Consider the following 20862-nt stretch of genomic DNA (forward strand, 5'->3'; position numbering starts at 1 on the left):
AATTTTTATCACAAATAACTATATGATGGACTATTCCTCAGCGGGCTTTTCAGCTGGATCTTCCTGCTTCATTCCCAAAACGCTGCTGTTCCATTGCTCAACTGTTTTTTCTACAGCCTCCGCTTTTAACTGCCCCGTTTTAACAGGCAGCCAGAGCGATACCTTCGGGACGTAGGTAATTACCATCAGCGAGACAACCATTGCCCCGAAGAACGGGAGCATATAACGTGTAACTTTGGCGATAGTAGTCTTTCCTGCACCGCATCCGATAAACAGGCAAGTCCCCACCGGCGGCGTACACAGTCCGATGCAGAGGTTGGCAATGAGCATAATCCCGAAGTGGATCTCGTGCATACCCATAGTTTTTACTACAGGCAGGAATATCGGCGTAAAGATAAGCACTGCCGGGGTCATATCCATAAAAGTGCCCACAAAAAGAAGCAGCAGATTGATTGTAAAGAGGATTACAACAGGGTTGTCAGAGAGGCTTATAAGCCCGCTGCTTACAGACTGCGGTATGTTGGCCATTGTCATTATCCAGCTCATCCCCGAGCTTGCTCCTATAAGAAGCATTACCACAGCAGTTGTTATTCCAGTTCGCTTGAGTATTTCGGGAAGCTCTTTCATCTTTATCTCCCGATACACCCAAACCGAGAGGATAAATGCATAAAGCACCGCTACCGCAGCAGCCTCTGTGGCTGTGAATATTCCTTTCAGAATCCCGCCTATTACTATTATTACAAGCAGAAGGCTCAGAATTGCCCGTTTGAACGACAGCAGTGCCTCAATAAACGAAACCCTGTCTGCAGAGCTGTATTTGTATCTGAAGGCAAAATAGCCGCATACGAACATTATAAAAAGTCCTGTGATTATCCCCGGAATTATCCCTGCCATAAACATCGCAGCAATGGATACGCTCCCCGCTGCAACGGAATAAACAATCATTACATTGCTCGGAGGGATAAGAAGTCCTGTAGTTGCAGCGGTTGTGGTTACGGCTACGTTGAATTCGCGGTTGTAGCCTTTCTTGTTCATTTCCGGAATCATAAAACCGCCTACTGATGAAACCGCAGCTGCTGCAGAGCCCGAAATAGATCCGAACAGCATGCAAGTAAGCGTGTTTACGTATGCAAGTCCGCCGGGAAACATACCCACTAATGAATTGGCAAAGTCGATAAGTCTTCGTGCCATACCGCCTCTACCCATTAGCTGGCCGGAAAAAATAAAAAACGGAATCGCAAGCAAAGCGAAGCTGTTTACCCCTTCGGCCATCTTCGCCGCCACCATAACTGTGGGGTCGCTTCCCTGAGCAGCGATCGCCATAAAGGCTGCTATAGCAATTGAAACCGCTATAGGAACGTTGATTATCAGCAGGAGTACAAATCCAAGTACAAGAATCAGTGTGATTGAACCCATTAGTTGTCCTCCTTTTGCTGGTCTTTTTCAAGAATTGTTTCTGCAAGCTGCTCGGCTGTAAACAAAATTATAAACGCACCGGCAATCGGCAGAGCAAAATATACATGCCCCATCGTTACGCCTAAAGCGGGCGTAAGGGCAGCGGTTGTCTGGTCCATATTCGCAGAGGCCACCTGAACCCCGCCGATTATGAAAACAGCAATAGCGAAAAACAGCACTGTCAGCTGCGTAAAAACCTTTACAAGCTTCCTGGCCTCGGGAGCGAGTTTGCCCACAAAATAATCAACTCCCAAATGGGCATTTTCCCCAAATGCCAGCGCACCGCCCAGAAGTGCAACCCATACCAAAAGGAAGCGTGCCAGCTCTTCGGTCCATTTGGCCTGCCCCCAAGAACGAAGCGTGTGAACACGCCCCACAATACATCGAGAACGAGCACCGCCATTGCAATTATCAGTCCGTATTCAAGCATTCGGCAGAGCCAGAATCTTGCTTTTTTAAGAAGCTCTATATTCATGGTTTAATCTCTCGAATCTTCTTTACAAGCTTGATGATTTCTTCATTCTCAATCGCTTCATACATAGGCTGCACCTTTTCTGCGAAGAGGCTCTGATCTACTTCATGTATTGTTACGCCGTTTTCTTCAGCAAATTCAAGCGATCTTTTTGTTTCTTCTTTCCAAAGCTCTCTCTGATATTCTCTGGATTCTTTCGCAGCTTTCATCAGCCAGCTTTGAAGCCTGCTGTCCAAACTGCGCCATATCTTTGTGCTCATAAGAAGCACATCAGGTATGCGGGTGTGAGCATCTTTGGAGAAATGCTTGCACACTTCGTAATGCTTGTTTGTCGTGAAGCTGGGCGGGTTGTTTTCAGCCCCGTCCACTGTTCCCTGAGCAAGAGCTGTATAGAGCTCGCCCCAGGCGATTGGTGTGGGGGATGCCCCCAGCGAGCTTACCATCTTCATTGCCATCTCGCTGTTCATTACTCTTATTTTCAGGTTTTTCAGGTCCTCCGGAGTTTTTACAGGCTTGTCCTTAGTGTAAAAATTTCTGCTCCCCGAATCGTAGTAGCAAAGCCCTTGAACACCTTTATCATTGCCTTTTTTAAGCAGTTCGCCCCCAAGCTCGCTTTTTAGTACTGTCCAGAAATGCTCTTCAGAACGGAATAGATATGGAAGGCCGAAAACCTTCAGCTCAGGTACAAAATTTTCCAGAGATGCTGCTGAAGTCTTGGTCATTGCAAGGTCGCCGCTGCGAAGCTGCGCTATACACTCCACCTCCGAGCCCAGTACACTGCTTGGATAGATGTCGATTGTGGCCGTCCCGCCGGAGAGCTCCTCCAAACGCTCCTTCATAAAGACCATGCCCTTATGAACGGGGTGGTTTGTGTCAAGGCAGTGGCCGAGTTTAAGAACGGTTTTCTCAGACCTGCCTTCCATAGAACGGACAAACAATGAGAATATGCCCGTTGCTATAATAAGGCCTATTATTAAACCGCTTACAAAAAATGAAGATTCTTTTTTCACGTTTACCCCGCTTAAAAATTAGATACTAAACTGTTCTTCTAAAACTGCCGCAGATGCACCTTTCATCAAGGCATTATGGCCTGCCTGAGCAAGTCTTATCTCGATATTTCTTGAAGATTCGTCATAAACATTTGTTTCAAAACGACTCAAGAGATGATGCTTAAAATAATCAAAACTGACCTCATTGATATATCCGGCAAGAATTAACACGTCCGGGTCGAATATATTAATAGCAGCAGCTGCTGCCCAGCTTATTTTCTCGGCAGCGTAATCTCTAAGTGATAAGGCGTATTCATCGCCTTCTTCTATAAGCTTTTTCCACTTGCCGGCGACTACTTCAGGCTGGTCATCTTCAATAATAATTTTGGAAAAACCGCTTTGAACGCCGGATGCAAGGTCTTTTTTTACCTTGTCAGCTATTGCAGGTCCTGATATATGCGCTTCAAGACAGCCGCGCTGCCCGCAACCGCATAGAGGCCCATTTGGGTCTATTACAATATGCCCAATCTCTCCGCAGCGGTTTGTTGCCCCGTTGATAAGGTTTCCATCTACTATAGTATTAACTCCCACTCCATCGGCGGCATTGAAGTAAACAATGTTCTTTTTAGTAAGTGATGGAGATGCGTTCAACTCAGCAAGAAGCCGTACTTTGGTAGTGAAAACATAAATCGGACATTCGAAATAATCTTCGAGCATTGCCTTGAGCGGGATGTTTTTCCAGCCAAGAGGGCCTGATAGCTTAACAACACCTTCTGGTGATATTGAACCGCTTAATGCTAAACCTATACCGCCAAGCATATTACTGCTTATTTCGTATTTATTGAGCAATCCTTTGATGCTGATTTCTGCAAGTTTTACAACATTTTCAGCGGAACGGTCTAACTCTAAAGAAAGATTAACCTTGTCTCTTAGAGAGGAATTAAGGTCGTATAATGCTAATAGTATATGACTTGGTGAGATTTCTGCGCCCACCACGAACCCACCGGATGGGTTGATTGAAATCAACTTCGGCCGGGCTCCTCTTTTTACGCTTTCAACCTGCGTTTCCTGAATTAACCCTTTTTTTCGCAGCCGACCTACAATATAGGTTACAGTAGAACTGCCCAGTTCAGTTTTTTGACAGAGCTGAGCTTGAGAAAGCGGTTCCTGCCTGCGAAGAATATTCAGGACAAGCTTTTCATTCTTGAGACCGGCGTTTTTAGAATCTATAGCAGTTAAGTTCATATTTATATAATAACTCATTCAATGAGCTTTTCAAGAAACTATTCGTTGAAATTGAAAATTTTTCAGTTATAATAAAACTCAAAGCTTGAGTTTAATCATACTATATTGAGGTTGCCAAATGAATAATTTATTTGACCTAACAGAAAAAAAATACGTTATAACCGGCGGAGCAGGCGTTTTAGGAAGCAGAATGGCCAAAGATCTCGCTGCTGCCGGAGCGAAAGTGTGCATTGCTGATAACGATCAGGACAATGCCGAAAAGGTTGCAGGCGAAATAAATGAGCAGGGCAGTTTTGCTGTCTCAGTGAAGTGTAATGTGCTGAAAAAGGATGAAGTCCGCCAGACACTTGAAAAATCTGAAGAGCTCATGGGCGGGGTTGACGGTCTTATAAACGCCGCAGGAGGGAACAGAAAAGATGCTACTGCCTCAGGAGATTTGAAGTTTTTTGATATTCCTGAGGATGCTATGCATTTCGTATTTAACTTGAATTTCTTTGGAACATTTCTACCTTCTCAGGTTTTCGGAGAGTATTTCGCTGATAAAAAGCAGGGCAGCATACTAAATGTATCAAGTATGGCAGCTCTAACACCCCTGACCAACATTTGCGGCTATGCCGCAGCAAAGGCCGCAGTAAGCAATTTCACTCAATGGCTTTCAGTGCATATGGCAAAAAATTATTCTCCGCAGATAAGGGTGAACGCTATTGCCCCGGGCTTTTTCCTCACTGAACAGAACCGCTTTCTTCTCACTGATGAAAAAACAGGCGAACTCACTGACAGGGGCTCCACGATTATAGAACATACACCTATGGGCGAATTCGGAAAGCCTGAAGACCTAAGCGGCACCGTTTTCTGGCTCTTAAGCGATGCTTCAAGATTTGTAACAGGAACCGTAATCCCTATCGACGGGGGCTTCAGTGCTTTCAGCGGTGTTTGATAACGGCAGGGCAGCAGTTTACCCATTTTAGAGGCAATTTAATTATGCTTTACAGCAGCACAGGCAGTGAAAACACCAACCTATCCGGCGAGGATCTGCGAACGGTTTTGTATGAGGCTCTGGACAAGCTTTCTGGCCGCAAAAGGGTTCTGGTGATACCGCCGGACAATACGAGATTCTATTCCCGTGCAGGCGAGCTTACCCGCTTTGCGTGGGAGTATTATGGGGATAAGCTAACTGATATTCTCCCCGCCCTTGGAACTCATAACCCTATGACAGCAGCTGAAATCAAGCGGATGTTCGGGGATGTGCCAAAGGAGCTTTTCCGCGTTCACAACTGGAGGGAGGATATAACAGCCCTCGGCCACGTACCTTCAAGCTATATCAGCGATGTCAGCGGGGGCAGGCTCAATTTCGACTGGCCTGCGCAGGTGAATAAACTGCTTGTAGAAGGCGGTTTTGACCTGATTCTTTCGATCGGCCAGGTGGTACCGCATGAAGTTATCGGTATGGCAAACTACAACAAGAACATATTTGTCGGGACGGGCGGGGCAGAAGGTATAAACAAAAGCCATTATCTGGGTGCAGTTTACGGGATGGAGCGGATAATGGGCAAAGCGGAGAATCCCGTTAGAAGCGTTCTGAATTACGCAAGCGAGAATTTTGCGAAAAGCCTTCCTGTTGTTTACGCCCATACAGTGATCGAGGCTGGTGAAAACGGTAATACAGCTCGAGGACTTTTTGTAGGCGATGATGAGCAGTGTTTCCATAAAGCAGCGGAGCTGGCTGAGAAAGTGAACGTAACCAAAGTAGAAAAGCCGCTGAAGAAGGCAGTTGTCCTGCTTGAGGCAGACGAATACAAAAGCACATGGCTTGGAAACAAGGCTATATACAGAACCCGTATGGCAATGGCGGACGGGGGCGAACTGATAATTCTTGCCCCGAGCGTTAAGGAATTTGGCGAGGATAAACAGATCGACAAACTGATTCGCAAATACGGCTACACCGGAACGCCGAATGTGCTTGAACAGACAGAGAAAAACAGCGACTTGAGCGATAATCTAAGCGCTGCCGCCCACCTGATACACGGCTCCTCAGAAGGGCGGTTCAATATCACTTACTGCCCGGGCGGCTTAACAAGAGAGGAGATTGAATCGGTGAATTTCAGATACGCCAGTTTGGATGAGATAATGAGAAAATACAGCCCTGAAATGTTGAAGGACGGATTTAATAACATTGAAGGCGAAGAAGTTTACTTCATTTCAAATCCAGGGCTCGGGCTCTGGAAGAGTTAAGGCAAATATTTAATAAAGATTGGGGAAAATATGAACGATATGAAAAAATATTCTATCCTTGTTCCAACTAGTATGGGACTCCGGCTGACCCCCGAGAATTCTCAGCCCTTCCACTGCACCGAAACCTTCAAAATGCAGGCAACCAGCGCTGAAACAAACGTAGCAAGCGTTTCCTCATATCTGGGTATGCCCGTGAAGGTTTTAACCGCCTTTGTAAAAGGCAGTCCTGTATCCCGCTTCATTAAGGACAACCTCCAAGGCCGCGGGATGGACTATGAAGGAGCAGAATTCGAACAGGGCGGGCCATGGGGCTTTCGTCATCAGATAAATATGGCCGGCAGCGGCTGGGGCTCACGCGGGCCGCGCGTGCACAACGACAGAGCAGGCGAAGTTGGAAGAGAGCTGAGCTCGGAATATTTCGATTTCGAAAAAATCTTTGCAGAAGAGGGAGCCCGCATAGTTCACCTGTCCGGTTTAGTGGCGGCATTGTCAGAGAAATCCAGCCAGTTCTGCCTTGATGTGGTTCGATCTGCCAAGAAAAATGGCTCGCTTATCTCATTCGATCTTAACTACAGGGCAAGCTTTTGGAAAGGCCGTGAGAAAGAGCTCGGCGAGGCTTTCGCTGAGATTGCTTCAAACAGCGATATACTTATCGGAAATGAAGAAGATTTTCAGCTCTGCCTTGGGATTGAAGGCCCTGAATCAGGCGGAAAAGGCCTGGAAGAAAAAATCGATAACTTCAAAGAAATGATTGGAAGAATACAGAAGGCCTATCCGAATGCGAAATGGTTTGGAAACACGCTCCGTGAGGTGGTTTCGGCAAACACGCATAAATGGGGAGCGATTCTTACAGACAGCAGCGACTGGGAGATAATAAGCCCCAGAGAGATAGGCGTGTTAGACCGTATCGGAGGCGGCGACGGCTTCGTTGGCGGCCTGCTTTACGGCATACTTAAAGGCTGGGATGCAGCAAACTGTGCCCGTTTCGGATGGGCAGGCGGAGCCCTCGCTGCCACTATGCTAACAGACTACGCCCAGCCAGCAGATGAAGACCAGCTATGGAGCATCTGGGAAGGCAATGCGAGAGTAAAAAGATAATAGAATTTAACATTAGGAGATAATAATATGGCAAAAGCAGATATAGCAGTAGTAGGCTTGGCGGTGATGGGTGAAAACCTCATCCTGAATATGGAAAGCAAAGGCTTCACCGTTGCCTGCTATAACCGCACGGTTTCCAAGGTTGATAATTTTATGAACGGCAGGGCAAAGGGCAAAAATATTATAGGCTGCCGGAGTATAGAAGAGCTGCTCAGCTCGCTCAAATCACCGAGAAAAATTATGCTTATGGTAAAGGCGGGAAAACCTGTCGATGCTTTTATTGAGCAGGTTCTACCCCATCTTGACGACGGAGATATTGTAATAGACGGGGGCAACAGCCATTTCCCCGATACAATCCGCAGAACTGAATATGTGGAAGGCAAGGGCAAGCTCTATATCGGAACAGGCGTTTCGGGTGGCGAGGAAGGGGCTCTTTTAGGCCCCTCTATAATGCCGGGGGGAAGCCCAGCTGCCTGGGAGCACGTAAAGCCCATATTCCAGAAAATCTCAGCCCACACAGAAAAGGACGAGCCCTGCTGCGAATGGGTTGGCGAAAACGGAGCAGGCCATTTCGTTAAGATGGTTCACAACGGCATCGAATACGGCGATATGCAGATGATCTGCGAAACATATCAGCTTATGAAATACGGCCTCGGTATGAGTAATGAGCAGATGAAGGACGTTTTCACCGATTGGAATGAAGGCGAGCTGGATTCTTATCTCATAGAGATTACCCGCGATATACTCGGCTGCAAGGATGAAAGCGGGCAGTATGTTCTCGATTTAATCCTCGATACTGCCGGCCAGAAAGGTACAGGCAAATGGACAGCGATAGCTTCTCTGGATGTAGGTCAGCCGCTTACGCTCATTGGAGAGGCTGTTTTCGCGCGCTGCCTTTCAGCACTCAAAGATGAACGGAAAAAAGCTTCTGAGGTGCTTTCCGGGCCTGATGCTGAGTTTGAAGGCGACAAGGCTAAAATGATTGACGATCTCCGCAAGGCGCTCTATGCCTCGAAGATCGTAAGCTATGCTCAGGGCTATCAGCTTATGCGTGCAGCTGCAGCAGAATATGGATGGAATCTCAATTATGGCGGAATAGCACTTATGTGGCGGGGAGGATGCATTATACGTTCGGTATTCCTCGGAAAGATTAAAGAAGCCTTCGACAAGAATCCAGAGCTTACCAACCTCCTTCTCTATCCGTTCTTTGCAGAAGCGGTACAAAACAGTCAGGATGCTTGGAGACGTGTGGTAACAACTGCCGTTAAGCAGGGGATTCCTGTGCCGGCTATCAGCAGCGCGCTTGCATTCTACGACGGCTATCGAAGCGAGCGTCTGCCTGCAAATATGCTTCAGGCACAGAGGGATTATTTCGGAGCTCACACCTACGAGAGGATCGACAAACCTCGCGGCGAATTCTTCCATACCAACTGGACAGGACGCGGAGGAGAAACCGCTTCTTCAAGCTATATTGTTTAGTGAACTAATCTCCGAAAGGAAAGCAGTATGGATAACTTTATAACAGATAATTTCCTCCTGAAAAGCGGGTCAGCCCAAAGGCTTTACCACGAATTTGCAAAGGATATGCCGATATTTGATTATCACTGTCATCTGCCCCCTAAACAGGTGGCAGAGGATGCTATGTTTGAAAATATCACTCAGGCGTGGCTCGCGGGCGACCACTACAAATGGCGTGCTATGCGTACTAACGGAGTGGATGAAAAATTTGCAACCGGCAGCGCTTCAGACCGCGAAAAATTCCGCAAATGGGCTGAAACTATCCCCTATGCCCTGAAAAGTCCGCTCCACCATTGGACTCATCTGGAGCTGAAGCGTTATTTTGGTATAGATGAGCTTCTCAGTCCCGCCTCCGCAGACAGGATATACGATAAAGCAAGCGAAATGCTTAGATCAAGTCAGTACAGCACCCGAAATCTGATGCGAATGATGAGTGTGAAGGCAGTTTGCACCACAGACGACCCCGTTGACAGCCTCGAATATCACAAAAAGATTGCTGAAGACGGATTTGAAATCAAAGTTCTCCCAACGTGGCGGCCGGACAAAGCCATGGCTGCGGAGGATACTGATAAGCTCAATCAGTGGATTGAGAAGCTCAGCGAGGCAGCAGATATAGAGATTAGTGATTTTCACGCCTATCTGGAAGCCCTCAAAAAACGCCACAGCTTTTTCCACCAAAACGGCTGCCGCATATCAGACCACGGCCTTGAAACTGTTTTTGCTGAGGATTACACCGAATCGGAAATCAAAGCGATTTTTGAAAAAATTCGCTCAAACAAAGAACTTGACCGCGATGAAGTGAACAAATTCAAATCTGCAATGCTGACTGAGCTTGCTGCTATGAATCACTCCCGAGGCTGGGCGCAGCAGCTTCATCTCGGTGCAATAAGAAACAACAATTCGAAGATGTTTAAGTCTCTAGGCCCGGATACGGGATTTGATTCGATTCTCGATGCCGAACTTGCTAGGCCCTTATCTAAATTTTTAGACAGATTAAACACCAATGACAGCCTCGCAAAAACCATTATCTACAACCTGAACCCCAGAGATAATGAGCTTATAGGCTCTATGATAGGCAATTTTCAGGATGGAAGCATCCCGGGCAAGATGCAGTTCGGCACGGCCTGGTGGTTTTTGGACAACAAATCAGGCATGGAAAGGCAAATTGAAGCTCTCTCCAGCCTCGGATTGCTGAGCAGATTCATTGGTATGCTCACTGATTCCCGAAGCTTCCTTTCCTATCCGCGGCACGAGTATTTCAGGAGGATTCTCTGCAATATTCTCGGCAATGATATCGAAAACGGAATTGTCCCGAATCACCTGAATTCTCTGGGCAGAATGGTTCAGGATATATGCTTTAACAACGCAGAAAATTACTTTCAGATAGACCTTGATTGAACAAATAAAACCTTTTTCATTAATACCTTAAATTAGGCGAAGTTTATACTTCGCCTTTTTTCGTAAAAATTCAGGACAGATATATATTAACTCTGAGAAGAAAGATGAATTTTGAAGAATGATTTCACAGCCATCCCATAAGTCCATAAATTTATCGTTGAGGGCTTGTTTATTGTATTAAAACGCCCTTTTCTTGAAGGATTTGAATTACCCCAGTTTGCATTTTTTTTGCTTTTGTTCAATTGGCAGTTTTTTGCTCAATACTGCCCGCTCTCTTTTCACCTCTTTATTTTCGTAAAATCTTGCTACATATTAAAACCCGGCAAATAAGCCTGCTGAGGGCTGCCAACCATACGCGGTGAACCACGTGCTGTCCCACAGGCAGCCATAACGCTAAAAACATCCAGCCGGCTGAATAATAACCCCTCAGTAAAGTAAACAATCGGCTGAATGCTCCTTTCCACTGACCGAGGAAACCTATATACCTTATTAAAATATAAGCCAGCATAGCCGTCCATACTTGCCATAGAATTGCTTTTTGGCTATGCCCTAGGAAATCGCTTAGCTGCAAAGTCTGTTTTATCTGCTTGAAAAACACCTCTATACCCCAGCGGCACTTATATAGGTCGCAAATACTGCTCGGCGCCCACTGCATATTGTTCGTGATAAATTTCATAAGCTTTTTCTCGCCGTTAATTTCCACATAAGCCTTAACTAAACGGAGCTTCTTCGGGTATGCCTCGCGGCTTTTCGGCATTTCAAGTTCAATTAAAGCATCGTATTGGATATTACCTTTTGGTTCTGTATTCTGTTTAACAAAACGATATTTCATATTATCTTTGGCTCTGGTAACCCAGAATAATTCTCGCCTGTCAAGATCTGCTAGATGCTTAAAATCCACGTAAGCCTTGTCAAAAACCGCTATTTCGCCGCTTTTAAGGTCCTGACAGAGCTGATAAGCTTCTGTCGAATCATGGGTTGAGGCTTCTTTTACAATAGCAAATTGAGGCAGGAACGTCTGGAGATTCAGCTGCATATGGCACTTTGCAGCCGCTTTTCGTCTGCGATGTTTAGCCCAGTCAATACAGTTGGCTACAAGCTGGATCGTGGTTGAGTCAACCGCATATATTGCTCTCTTAAAACGCCTCGGAAGGCCGGAATACTTATGGCCTCTCCCAAAATCAAGATGTTTGTTCTGGATATGGGACAGCACCTCCCAGAAGAGAGTCTCTGCCATAAGAGGATCTCGAACCCTGTTTGCATGAGAAAGCCCATTCCTGCTTGGAGGGGTTGCACGGCGGATAGGAGTCAAAGCTCCAGAATGATTACGCAATGTGTCGGAAACGTCGTTGAGCGAGAGACTGTGAGCAATCTGGACATGAAGCATAGATACAATGTGCGACCAGCAAGAAAATGTTCGTGATTGCTTGTCAATACCGAAAGACCGAGACAATTTTGAAACAAGATGTGCAGGAATATGTTGGCATATTTGCTTAAGAATGCTATATTGATGTTTGGCGGGTGTCATGGGTTACTCCTAATTTGTTTAATTAGACTGAAAGAATTAGTGTAACTCATACCCCGCTGATTTTAAAGAAACATCTTGTATTTTGCTCTTCTATGGAATGGCTGTGGAATGATTTATGAAAGGTGAATAATGATTAGGTATATTTTAGCATTTTCAGCAGCAGTGCTTTTTCTTGCGCCGAAAGCTAAGCCTCAGGACCTTGGTGCGAATTTCAATGAGAATCTGGGCAGGCCTCTGGAATTTACAGAGCAGATTGAAAATGAAAATATCAGATATGTCCGTGCTTTCATAGATTTTATGGACTATTTTCTTATCCTTGATGAAGAAAGGAAGATAAGCGGAGTTGATTTAGATGCAATCCGAAACCACAACCCTTCTGAGAGGTTTGCTGCGGTAAAGGATAAGTCCGAAGGCAGGCTTGAGCTGATCTCGAGCTTTAAGATTCGCTTTGACATTTGCAAAGGTGATGTCCCGTTGCTTCATTCAGAGCAGCTGGAGTATGTGTTCACTGCTGCGGAGGAATTCCTCAAATCCTATAATCTTGGAGAAAAAATCAGCATATTGGTAATGGGTAATGAGCCTATGTTTGCATCGGGCAGGGATTCAAAGGACTATGCTCGCTTTATCAGCGAACTGGCAGACAGAATAGCAGGCTGGAAAAAGAAATACGGCTGGGATTTTCTCGTTTTTGCCGGCTCGCTCAATAAAGTATCCTTCAGCAAACACCCGACAATCCCTGAAGTGATCAAGGTGGCAAAGAGGAACAAAAACATAGACGGACTTGATATTCATATACATGCCAGAAAAAGAAAGCATCTGAGGGAAGATTTCAGGTTTATACGAAAAAAAATAGGATTTAGAAAAAAGCTTATATGCACTGAATTTTCGGTTGTTTGGGTTTTTCAGGGACATTTAGGCGAGCCGCTCGGTGAGTGGGGCGAGAAAAACGGCTTCAATCCGGAAATGAAGCTTTGCGAATGGCTTACACTGCTTTCACGCAGGGCGGAAAACGGAAACCCTATATCTGCGGAGCTGTTCGAAGAGTATTTCGAAAGCCGGAGCTGGTATCCCGCTAACTGGTACAAGACCTTCTATGATGCCTGCAAAGATTATGATGTTTATGCAGCCTCAGGCCGGACATTCTGTGATATGGGGGTACGCAAATACAGAGAGGACAGCAAGATGTGGTGCCTGGGATCGGTATTCAGCGGCAAATTTATGGGGAAAAATGAAGACGGCAACCAGAACCCGAGCCCTCTATTGTACCCGGAATTCAAGGCAGCAACCGAGCATTCCTTAAATGAAAGACTTAAACATAAATAGCAGTGTTTCTTTTCGATTAAGCTTTTTTTTATCCGTTCTGCGGTTTTTAACTGTCAGTTTATTTACTTTTTTGGCGATTTAGCGGTATTAATTCTTGTTATTAAGCCGCAGAATGATAAAATGCTCACCTAATAGTTTTGATTAAAAATTGTCTCAAAAACGGAGTGAAATTATGAATCGAATCGTTGTTTTGTCGCTCGCTTTGGTTATGACCTTGAATGCTGGAGCTATTGCTTACAGCGGAGGTAATGGAAGTGCTTCTGCTCCTTATGAAATTTCTACCGCAGAAGAGCTCTTCAATCTCTCGGAAGAGAGTTCGGACTGGTCATCACATTTCATTGTTACTTCAGATTTGGATCTTTCAGGTTTTCCTGATATTACGATCGGTAATTCAAGCACGCCTTTTACCGGAAGCTTTAACGGCGGGGCGGTATCGGGCGGTATTGCTGTTTTAGACGGTTACATATACCAGAAAGGCCACACCATCAGCAATTTTAACACCACAGGTGAAGGTCTTTTTGGTGTAATTGGCTCAGGCGGTGAAGTGCAGAACGTTCTTCTGATAGACCCTTTAGTTCAGGCAGGCGACAGTACGGATAATGTTGGTGCCGTATGCGGCGAAAACGACGGCGGAAGCATTTCAGACTGCTCTGCTGTTAAGTCTGAATTTGCAGACCCTAATACAGTAAACGTTTCCGGTGATGATTCCATCGGCGGGATCTGCGGATATAATTCCGGCGGCACAATTACAGGCTGCTTCTCTTCTGTTAATGCAGAAGGGGATTCTATGGTAGGCGGCATCGTCGGCGAGCAGAAAAATCTATCCCAGATAAGCCAGAACGTTTCTTCCGGCAAACTCAATGCAACCAACTCGTTTTCTTCAAAAGCGGGAGGTATTGTCGGAGAAAACAGCAACAGCAATATTCTAAACTGCTATTCATTTGCACAGATTACAGGCCCGAGATATACGGGCGGCATTGTAGGTTCCAATACTTCAGGTACGATTGCCCAGTGCTATTGGGCAGGCCCATCGATTACTTTCAACTTAAACGGAGGCGGCGTTGTTGGAGACAGAAACTCCGGAGCATTTTCAGGCTGCCTGTTTGACAATACCAAAGTTGACGGTCTTACCGGTGTCGGCTCAGGAGCCAGCGTTGGAATAGAAGGCAAAACGAACGAACAGCTCAGAATGTATGATACATACAATTCAGCAGGATTTGATTTTGAAAACAGCTGGCTTATCGTTGACGGCAACGACTTTGCCAGACTTGATAATACCGGCTACCAGCCGCCTCAGCTCCCAAATCTCGAGCCAGCTGTTACCAGCGAAACATCACTTAGCCTTGGCACAGGAGACAGCTTCCAGATAAGCTTCTCAGAGATAAATGACGGAACAGACTCTGCAGCCGCGCATTCTGTTAAAATTTACTACAACACAGTTGACAGCGGCTGGGATTCAATTCTTGATTCTCAGGGCAGTATTCAAGAAGGGACTCCCGGATATATTGATTCCGCAGCAGTGCCTGAGCTCGCAGTTGACGCTTCACACAGCGGCAGCTTCAGCATCACAGCAACTGATAACGGCAATATGATGTATTTCAGGGTTTACAGCGACGCAGACCAAGAGCTTCTTGAATTCAGCGAGCTGGACAACTATTCTCAAACTGTTTCTGTTGAAGTGGTGCCGTTGCCTGAGCTCAGCATCACCTCTGTAGCTCCTGAAACACAGATGGTTGAGCCCGATACGTCTGTGAGTATCGACGTTACTATTGAGAATTCCGGGCCTGCTGTTGCGGGCGATTTCGATCTTTCCCTTTACTACTCCTCTGAACCTGCAGCCAGCTGGACTGATGCAATAGCAGACTCTTCAGCTGAGCACATCAGCACTCAGGTTATAAGCGGTATCGGCGAGCTTGCCTCTGCCACTGAGACATTCAATTTCAATTCAGGAACTCAGTCAGGCCTTGGCTACTATGCGTTTATGGTTGATTCAGGCAAAGTTGTAGGCGAGGCTGACGAGAACAACAACTTCTCTTCTGCTTCTACAGATTCAGGCGATATCGAAATTACCGTGCTATCCGGCATAGACCTTATCGTACCGAGCGGCTCCTCTGAGCTGCCTGATATCTATGCAGGCGAGCAGATGCAGATTACTGCCTCTATTGAAAATACCGGCCAGAATCCCGCCGGAGCCTTCCAAGCAGCACTTCAAAGCTCTCAGGACGGTGTGAACTGGACGAATGCAGATACAGTTTCAGTTTCTTCTCTTGCAGCGGGAGCGAGCATTTCCAAAGACTTTACATATACCGCACCAGATCAGGCCGGAGCTTATCAGCTCAGGGTATTGGCCGATTCAGGTGATGCTGTTCCTGAAGACAGCGAATCTAACAATACATGGGATACAGGCGGAGTTAATGTTTTAGACACTATAGACCTTACCGCTGAATTCACAGGTGATTTAGCTGTAAACGGCGCTGAACCCTCTGAGAATCTTTCAATACCATTTACAGTTACCAACACAGGCAGCGGCGATTCCGGCAGCTCATTCACTTCAACGCTTTATATGAGCGAAGACCCGCAGGACTGGGGCTCGCCAGCCGCTGTTGCTGATATTTCCAGCAGCGAGCTTGCAGCAGGCGCAGCCGTGAATGAGCAGTTCGACATAACTCTGCCCGATCAGGCAGGAACTTATTACTACCGCGTGCTTGCTGATTCAGCGGGACAAGTGGCAGAAGTCCCTGCTCCTGCAAACGAACAGAACAACTGGACAGTCGAATATGTTACAGTAGATATCCCGCCGGTTGTTGACTTAACACTTTCCAACGTTCCTGCCGGTCTCGGTCAGGTTTATTCTGGCGAATCGGCTGATTTCAGCGTAACAGTTTCTAACGAAAGAACCGGTGAAGCATCTGCATTTGATGTTAAAGTTTCCCTGAAAAAGGCGGATACAAACTGGTTTGAGGTTGCTTCAGAGGGTGTTATAGCTTTGGCGGGCAATTCCTCAGAGCAGGTAAACTTTACCTTTTCGCCGGATACTGCCGGAACGTATCAGGTGAAAGTGGCGGTTAATCCCGATCAGGCTGTTGAAGAAGTGGACTACTCAAACAACGAACAGCTTGCAGGTGAGCTTGAGGTTCTCGAAAAAATAGACCTGCTCTCCTCCTTCGCTGATTACCTCACAAGCCCGATAAGCAGTCCTGCTGGAATGCAGGTTAATGTTCCGGGCGTAATAACAAATATTGGCACTGACACCGCTCTTCCCGAGTCTGGGAAGATCGTTACATCCCTTCTGCTGTCTGATGTTTCAGGCAGCTGGGAATCTTCGCAGCAGGCAGCGAGCTTTGAGAAGAGCTTCGTGCTTGCAGGGGAGCCGGCAAACGGGAATTTCCAGTTTACTGCCCCTGCCGCTCCGGGTGAATATTTCCTGAAAACTCAGGCTGATACAAGCGAAGCAGTGGATGAGTTCGACGAAACGAATAACCTCTCAGATGAGGTTATAACTCTAAACGTTCTTACAAATATTGATCTGGCCGTAACAGACTACCCCGCAGGCGGGACGTCTGCCTTTATGAACGGGGATGTGAATGTAAGCTCTGTTATCACGAATCAAGGCGTTAATACTGCCGGTGAGTTTGATGTTGAGATTTATAAATCCTCAAGCCAAGTTGACAACTGGGAATCTCTCAGTCCGGCCGATTCTCTCACCGTTGCCACTCTGCCTGCCTCTGGCAGCACTAATGCAGACTTCAGTTTCCCTGTAACTGAAACCGAAGCACAAACTGTTTATCTGCGAATCAAGGCAGACAGCGGCTCGGCAATTGAAGAAACAGGCGAAGTGAACAACTGGTCTGATGTGTTCGAGCTTGAAATCAAGCCTGATGTTGATCTTAATGCAGCTTCTTCAGTTGAATCAGCGGAAGTTGCAAGCGGCGAAGCCGTAGAATTTGATATTACTGCTTCAAACAGCGGCAGTTCAGATTCTGGTGCTTTTGAAGCCGCAGTATATATCTCAGAGCAGGATGCTGGCTGGGAAACACTGGAGGCCTCTGAGATCGTTTACAGCGATGAGATTGCCGGCGTTTCTTCAGGAACCAGCGAGATTATGCAGGTTAGCTTTTCATCTCCTGCATCTGCCGGTACATACTACCTCAAGGCTAAAGCGGATAATGCAGAAGCTATAGACGAAACAGACGAAGCCAACAACTGGAGCGAAACAGTAACGCTTACTGTACCGGAAGATATAGATCTTACTGCAGCAATAGACGAGGGAATGATATCCGCCTACGAGGGCAATGAACAGACTCTCGGCTTCTCGGCAGACTGCCAGGGCAATGCTCCTGCTGAAAACTTTACAGTATCGCTTTATTACAGCGAAACAGACGGAGACTGGGAGAATGCAGAGATGCTTGATGAGGAAGTTATCAGCTCTCTGGCACAGGGCAGCAGCTATAACGGCGAATTCACATTCGACCCGCCTCAGGTAAACAGCACTTATTACCTCAAGGCAATGGTTGATTCCGCTGATGTTGTTGCTGAGTCTGACGAAACAAACAACTGGTCTGCTTCTGAGCAGATTGAAGTTCTCTTTGAATATTCAGGCGGATACGGTACTGAGTATGCACCTTACCTCATCGAAACACCGCAGGACTTTGCAGACCTTGCAGAATCTGTTCTACAGCTTGATGCCTACTACGTATTGCTCAATGATATCGATATGACAGGATTTACCGTTGGCTCTGTCGGCTCTGCTTCAATGCCTTTCGCAGGTGAGCTGAACGGTAATTTCAAGGTCATCAGCAATCTTAATGTAGTAGAGGACGGCAAGGCTGCACCTTTCGCAGCTGTTACTGGAAGCATTAATAATATGGGTATCGAGAATTCTTCGGTAACATCTAACACAGATTCAGCTGCCGGGTTTGCTGTGGAACTCAGCGATGCGGTAATCAGAGATGTATTCACTGTATCAGATGTTGAAGGAACAAAGGTCTTTGGCTTTGCTGAAAACGCATCCGGAGCAGTCTTACAGCGCTGTGTAAGCTTCGGCAGCCTGCTTTACTCTGAAGAGGCAGCGGGCTTTGTTGGAGCTGTATCGGACGGAGCAGCAGCATCGCTTATTGAAAACTGCTATACCAGCAGCTTAGCTGATGACGGCTCAGCAGGCACTTTCTACGGCTTCTATACTTCTCTTGCCGGCTCATCAGAGGTAAACGGCTGTTTCTGGAACAACGAGCTTGGCGGGCAGGACAGTCCGGGAGCGACAGGCCTTTCAGATGCGGAAATGAAGAATGAAGCCAACTTCACAGCAGCCGGCTGGGACTACATCGATGAAACAGAAAACGGCGAAGAAGACTACTGGTACACGGCCGAAAGCGGATATCCGGAATTCACATGGACAATCTTCAGCGGCGGTGCCGGAACTCAGGCCAATCCTTTTGTGATTTCATCTGCTGAGGATATGGAAAAACTTGCCTCAGACAGCGAATTCTGGAAATACAGCTTCGCCCTTGGAAATCATATTGATCTTGCCGGTTCAGAACTTGCACCTATCGGAAATGAAACCATACCATTCACGGGAACCTTCTCCGGCGACGGATATGCGATTTCCGGATTCAGCTGCGATACCCTTGAGGAAGGGCTCTGCGGACTGTTCGGAATAAATGCAGGAACTCTAAAATGGATAGCTCTCGAAGATGTGAATATAAATATCACTTCAGAGGAGAGTAATTCAGCAGCCCTTGCAGCAGTTAATGAAGGCCTTATAACTCAGTGTGAGGTAATGGGCTCTCTAATGATAGGCGGGGCTTATAATAATGCAGGTGCGATTGCAGCCCTAAACGCAGCAGAGGGTACTGTTATAAGCAGCTTTGCAGACTGTCAGATTACAGCACAAGGCGATCTCGACGCTGTTTCACAGGTGGCAGGGCTCAATCTCGGCGGTATCCAATACTGCTATGCTGAAGGAGCATTAACAGCAGACGGAGTCGCAGTGTTTGCAGGCTTCCTTGCAGGTATAAACGAAGGCAGCATATCTGATAGTTATACAGCACAGACAGTCTCGGATATTTCAGGAGATAATATTCTCGGTGCTCTTGTCGGTGCGAATATCAATGATGCACTTGATGCTCTGGCAGGGTGCATATACAGCAGCGACACCGCTTCTTACGGTGTTGGTGCCGGAAATTCGGCCGGAAGTGCTGGATACGCCCACAGTCAGATGACAGGCAGCGGAATATATCAGTCTGCCGGCTGGGATACATCTAAATGGTTCTTCAGCTCAGACAGCTATCCGGAACTGCTGTGGCAGGTTCAGCAGTATTCAGACTTCCTCTTGATTGCTGATAACTGGCTCGCAGAAGGCGAAGCAGTCCCGGGAGACTTTAACAGCGACGGTAAAGTTAATTATCAGGACTTTGCTTATTTTGCTTCTACCGTGCCTGCCGGAAATGTTGACTGAAATCAATAAATAAATAATATAAAGGCGGGCCGGCAAATTCGCAGGCTCGCCTTTTTTATTGCTTTGGTGTACTGGTTTGAAATTCATTAGGAAAATAATATGAGAACAACTGACAATGTAAATATCGTAGCATTGAGAGAGCTTACTACCCCTCGTGAGCTGAGAGAGGACTTGCCTATAACTCAGGAACAGGCGGATGTGGTCCTCAATGCAAGGAAAAGCATAAAAAATATAATATCTCATCTGGATAAGAGAATGCTGGCTATAGTAGGCCCTTGCTCTATTCATAATGAGGATTCGGCAGTTGAGTATGCTGAGAAATTAGCTGAAATTCAGAAAAAAACAAAAGACAAAGTACAGATAGTGATGAGGGCTTACTTCGAAAAACCTCGAACTACTATCGGATGGAAGGGACTGCTCTACGATCCCGAACTAAATGGAACTTACAATATGAAAAAAGGCCTGCATTTAAGCCGAAAGATTATGCTTTCGATACTTGATGCGGGAATCCCTATTGCCACAGAAATTCTTGACCCTATTGTACCGCAGTATCTAACAGACTTGATCAGCTGGTCTGCTATAGGCGCAAGAACAAGTGAATCGCAGATTCACAGGCAGATGGTGAGCGGGCTTTCAATGCCCGTAGGATTTAAAAATTCGACAGACGGAAGTCTCTACACATCTGCTCAAGCCATAAAAACAGCCCGAAATCCTCATTTCTTTTTTGGTATTAATGTCGATGGTCAGGTAGCCCTCGCTGAAACGAAAGGGAACGCTTACACGCATTTTATACTAAGGGGCGGATGTCTAGGGCCTAATTATGAAGTTGAGCATATAGCGTTTGCAGAAGCCCTTCTTCGCAAAGAAAAAATCGGGTCAGGAATTATTGTTGATTGCAGTCATGCTAATTCAAGGAAGGATTACAAAAAGCAGAAAAAAGTGTTGGAAAATATTGCAGAACAAAAGCTCAGCGGGAATAAATCTATAGTGGGAGTGATGATAGAAAGCTTCCTTGAGCAGGGCAGTCAAAAGATTGGCTCGGGCAAGCTCAATCCCAGAGTTTCAGTTACAGATTCCTGTATTGGTTGGGAAGAAACAGAGGAGCTTCTCATGAAACTTGCTGAGGTTTAGCTTGATTAAGCGCAAATTT

General features: G+C 46.3%; 12 protein-coding genes and 1 pseudogene. 8 read left to right on the forward strand and 5 right to left on the reverse strand.

What is annotated here, in order from left to right:
- Positions 1-30: 30 nt before the first annotated feature.
- The 4 genes from L21SP3_RS02825 to L21SP3_RS02840 form a co-directional block, all read right to left on the reverse strand.
- A complete protein-coding gene (locus L21SP3_RS02825) occupies positions 31-1416 on the reverse strand; it encodes a TRAP transporter large permease (RefSeq protein ID WP_077539245.1) in 1386 nt (461 codons plus the stop codon).
- A complete protein-coding gene (locus L21SP3_RS02830; protein ID WP_227806798.1) occupies positions 1416-1832 on the reverse strand; it encodes a TRAP transporter small permease in 417 nt (138 codons plus the stop codon). Before L21SP3_RS02830 ends, L21SP3_RS02825 begins: the two co-directional genes overlap by 1 nt.
- Before the next feature lie 94 nt (positions 1833-1926).
- Positions 1927-2937 carry a TRAP transporter substrate-binding protein gene (locus tag L21SP3_RS02835; protein WP_077539246.1) on the reverse strand — a complete coding sequence of 337 codons (1011 nt, stop codon included), beginning with the start codon at positions 2935-2937 and terminating at the stop codon, positions 1927-1929.
- 18 nt (positions 2938-2955) lie between these two features.
- A complete protein-coding gene (locus L21SP3_RS02840) occupies positions 2956-4179 on the reverse strand; it encodes an ROK family transcriptional regulator (RefSeq protein ID WP_077539247.1) in 1224 nt (407 codons plus the stop codon).
- Positions 4180-4279: 100 nt separating this feature from the next.
- On the opposite strand from L21SP3_RS02840, the gene L21SP3_RS02845 reads away from it, so the two are divergent.
- Genes L21SP3_RS02845 through uxaC form a run of 5 tightly spaced genes read left to right on the forward strand, consistent with a single transcriptional unit; the run spans position 4280 to position 10407 of the window.
- The gene (locus L21SP3_RS02845; RefSeq protein ID WP_077539248.1) at positions 4280-5098 is read left to right on the forward strand and encodes an SDR family oxidoreductase; all 819 of its coding nucleotides are present in this window, start codon (positions 4280-4282) and stop codon (positions 5096-5098) included.
- Between the two features lie 44 nt (positions 5099-5142).
- Positions 5143-6393 carry a lactate racemase domain-containing protein gene (locus L21SP3_RS02850; protein ID WP_077541808.1) on the forward strand — a complete coding sequence of 417 codons (1251 nt, stop codon included), beginning with the start codon at positions 5143-5145 and terminating at the stop codon, positions 6391-6393.
- Positions 6394-6423: 30 nt separating this feature from the next.
- Positions 6424-7491 (forward strand): sugar kinase, encoded by a 1068-nt coding sequence (locus tag L21SP3_RS02855; RefSeq protein ID WP_077539249.1) that lies wholly within the window; start codon positions 6424-6426, stop codon positions 7489-7491.
- 27 nt (positions 7492-7518) lie between these two features.
- Positions 7519-8970, forward strand: coding sequence for a decarboxylating NADP(+)-dependent phosphogluconate dehydrogenase (gnd, locus tag L21SP3_RS02860; RefSeq protein WP_077539250.1), 1452 nt, complete (start codon positions 7519-7521; stop codon positions 8968-8970).
- Between the two features lie 27 nt (positions 8971-8997).
- Positions 8998-10407 (forward strand): glucuronate isomerase, encoded by a 1410-nt coding sequence (uxaC, locus tag L21SP3_RS02865; protein ID WP_077539251.1) that lies wholly within the window; start codon positions 8998-9000, stop codon positions 10405-10407.
- A gap of 305 nt (positions 10408-10712) precedes the next feature.
- Here the strand turns inward: uxaC and L21SP3_RS02870 are convergent.
- Positions 10713-11935, reverse strand: a pseudogene (locus L21SP3_RS02870) (IS4 family transposase).
- Between the two features lie 129 nt (positions 11936-12064).
- Between L21SP3_RS02870 and L21SP3_RS02875 the strand changes: the two are divergent.
- The 3 genes from L21SP3_RS02875 (at position 12065) to L21SP3_RS02885 (ending at position 20843) form a co-directional block, all read left to right on the forward strand.
- Positions 12065-13258, forward strand: coding sequence for a hypothetical protein (locus L21SP3_RS02875; protein ID WP_077539252.1), 1194 nt, complete (start codon positions 12065-12067; stop codon positions 13256-13258).
- A 172-nt stretch (positions 13259-13430) separates the two neighbouring features.
- A complete protein-coding gene (locus L21SP3_RS02880) occupies positions 13431-19712 on the forward strand; it encodes a CARDB domain-containing protein (protein ID WP_077539253.1) in 6282 nt (2093 codons plus the stop codon).
- A 99-nt stretch (positions 19713-19811) separates the two neighbouring features.
- Positions 19812-20843 carry a 3-deoxy-7-phosphoheptulonate synthase gene (locus L21SP3_RS02885; protein ID WP_077539254.1) on the forward strand — a complete coding sequence of 344 codons (1032 nt, stop codon included), beginning with the start codon at positions 19812-19814 and terminating at the stop codon, positions 20841-20843.
- Positions 20844-20862 lie beyond the last annotated feature (19 nt).

The sequence above is a fragment of the Sedimentisphaera cyanobacteriorum genome, from assembly GCF_001997385.1.
Taxonomy (GTDB): Bacteria; Planctomycetota; Phycisphaerae; order Sedimentisphaerales; family Sedimentisphaeraceae; genus Sedimentisphaera; species Sedimentisphaera cyanobacteriorum.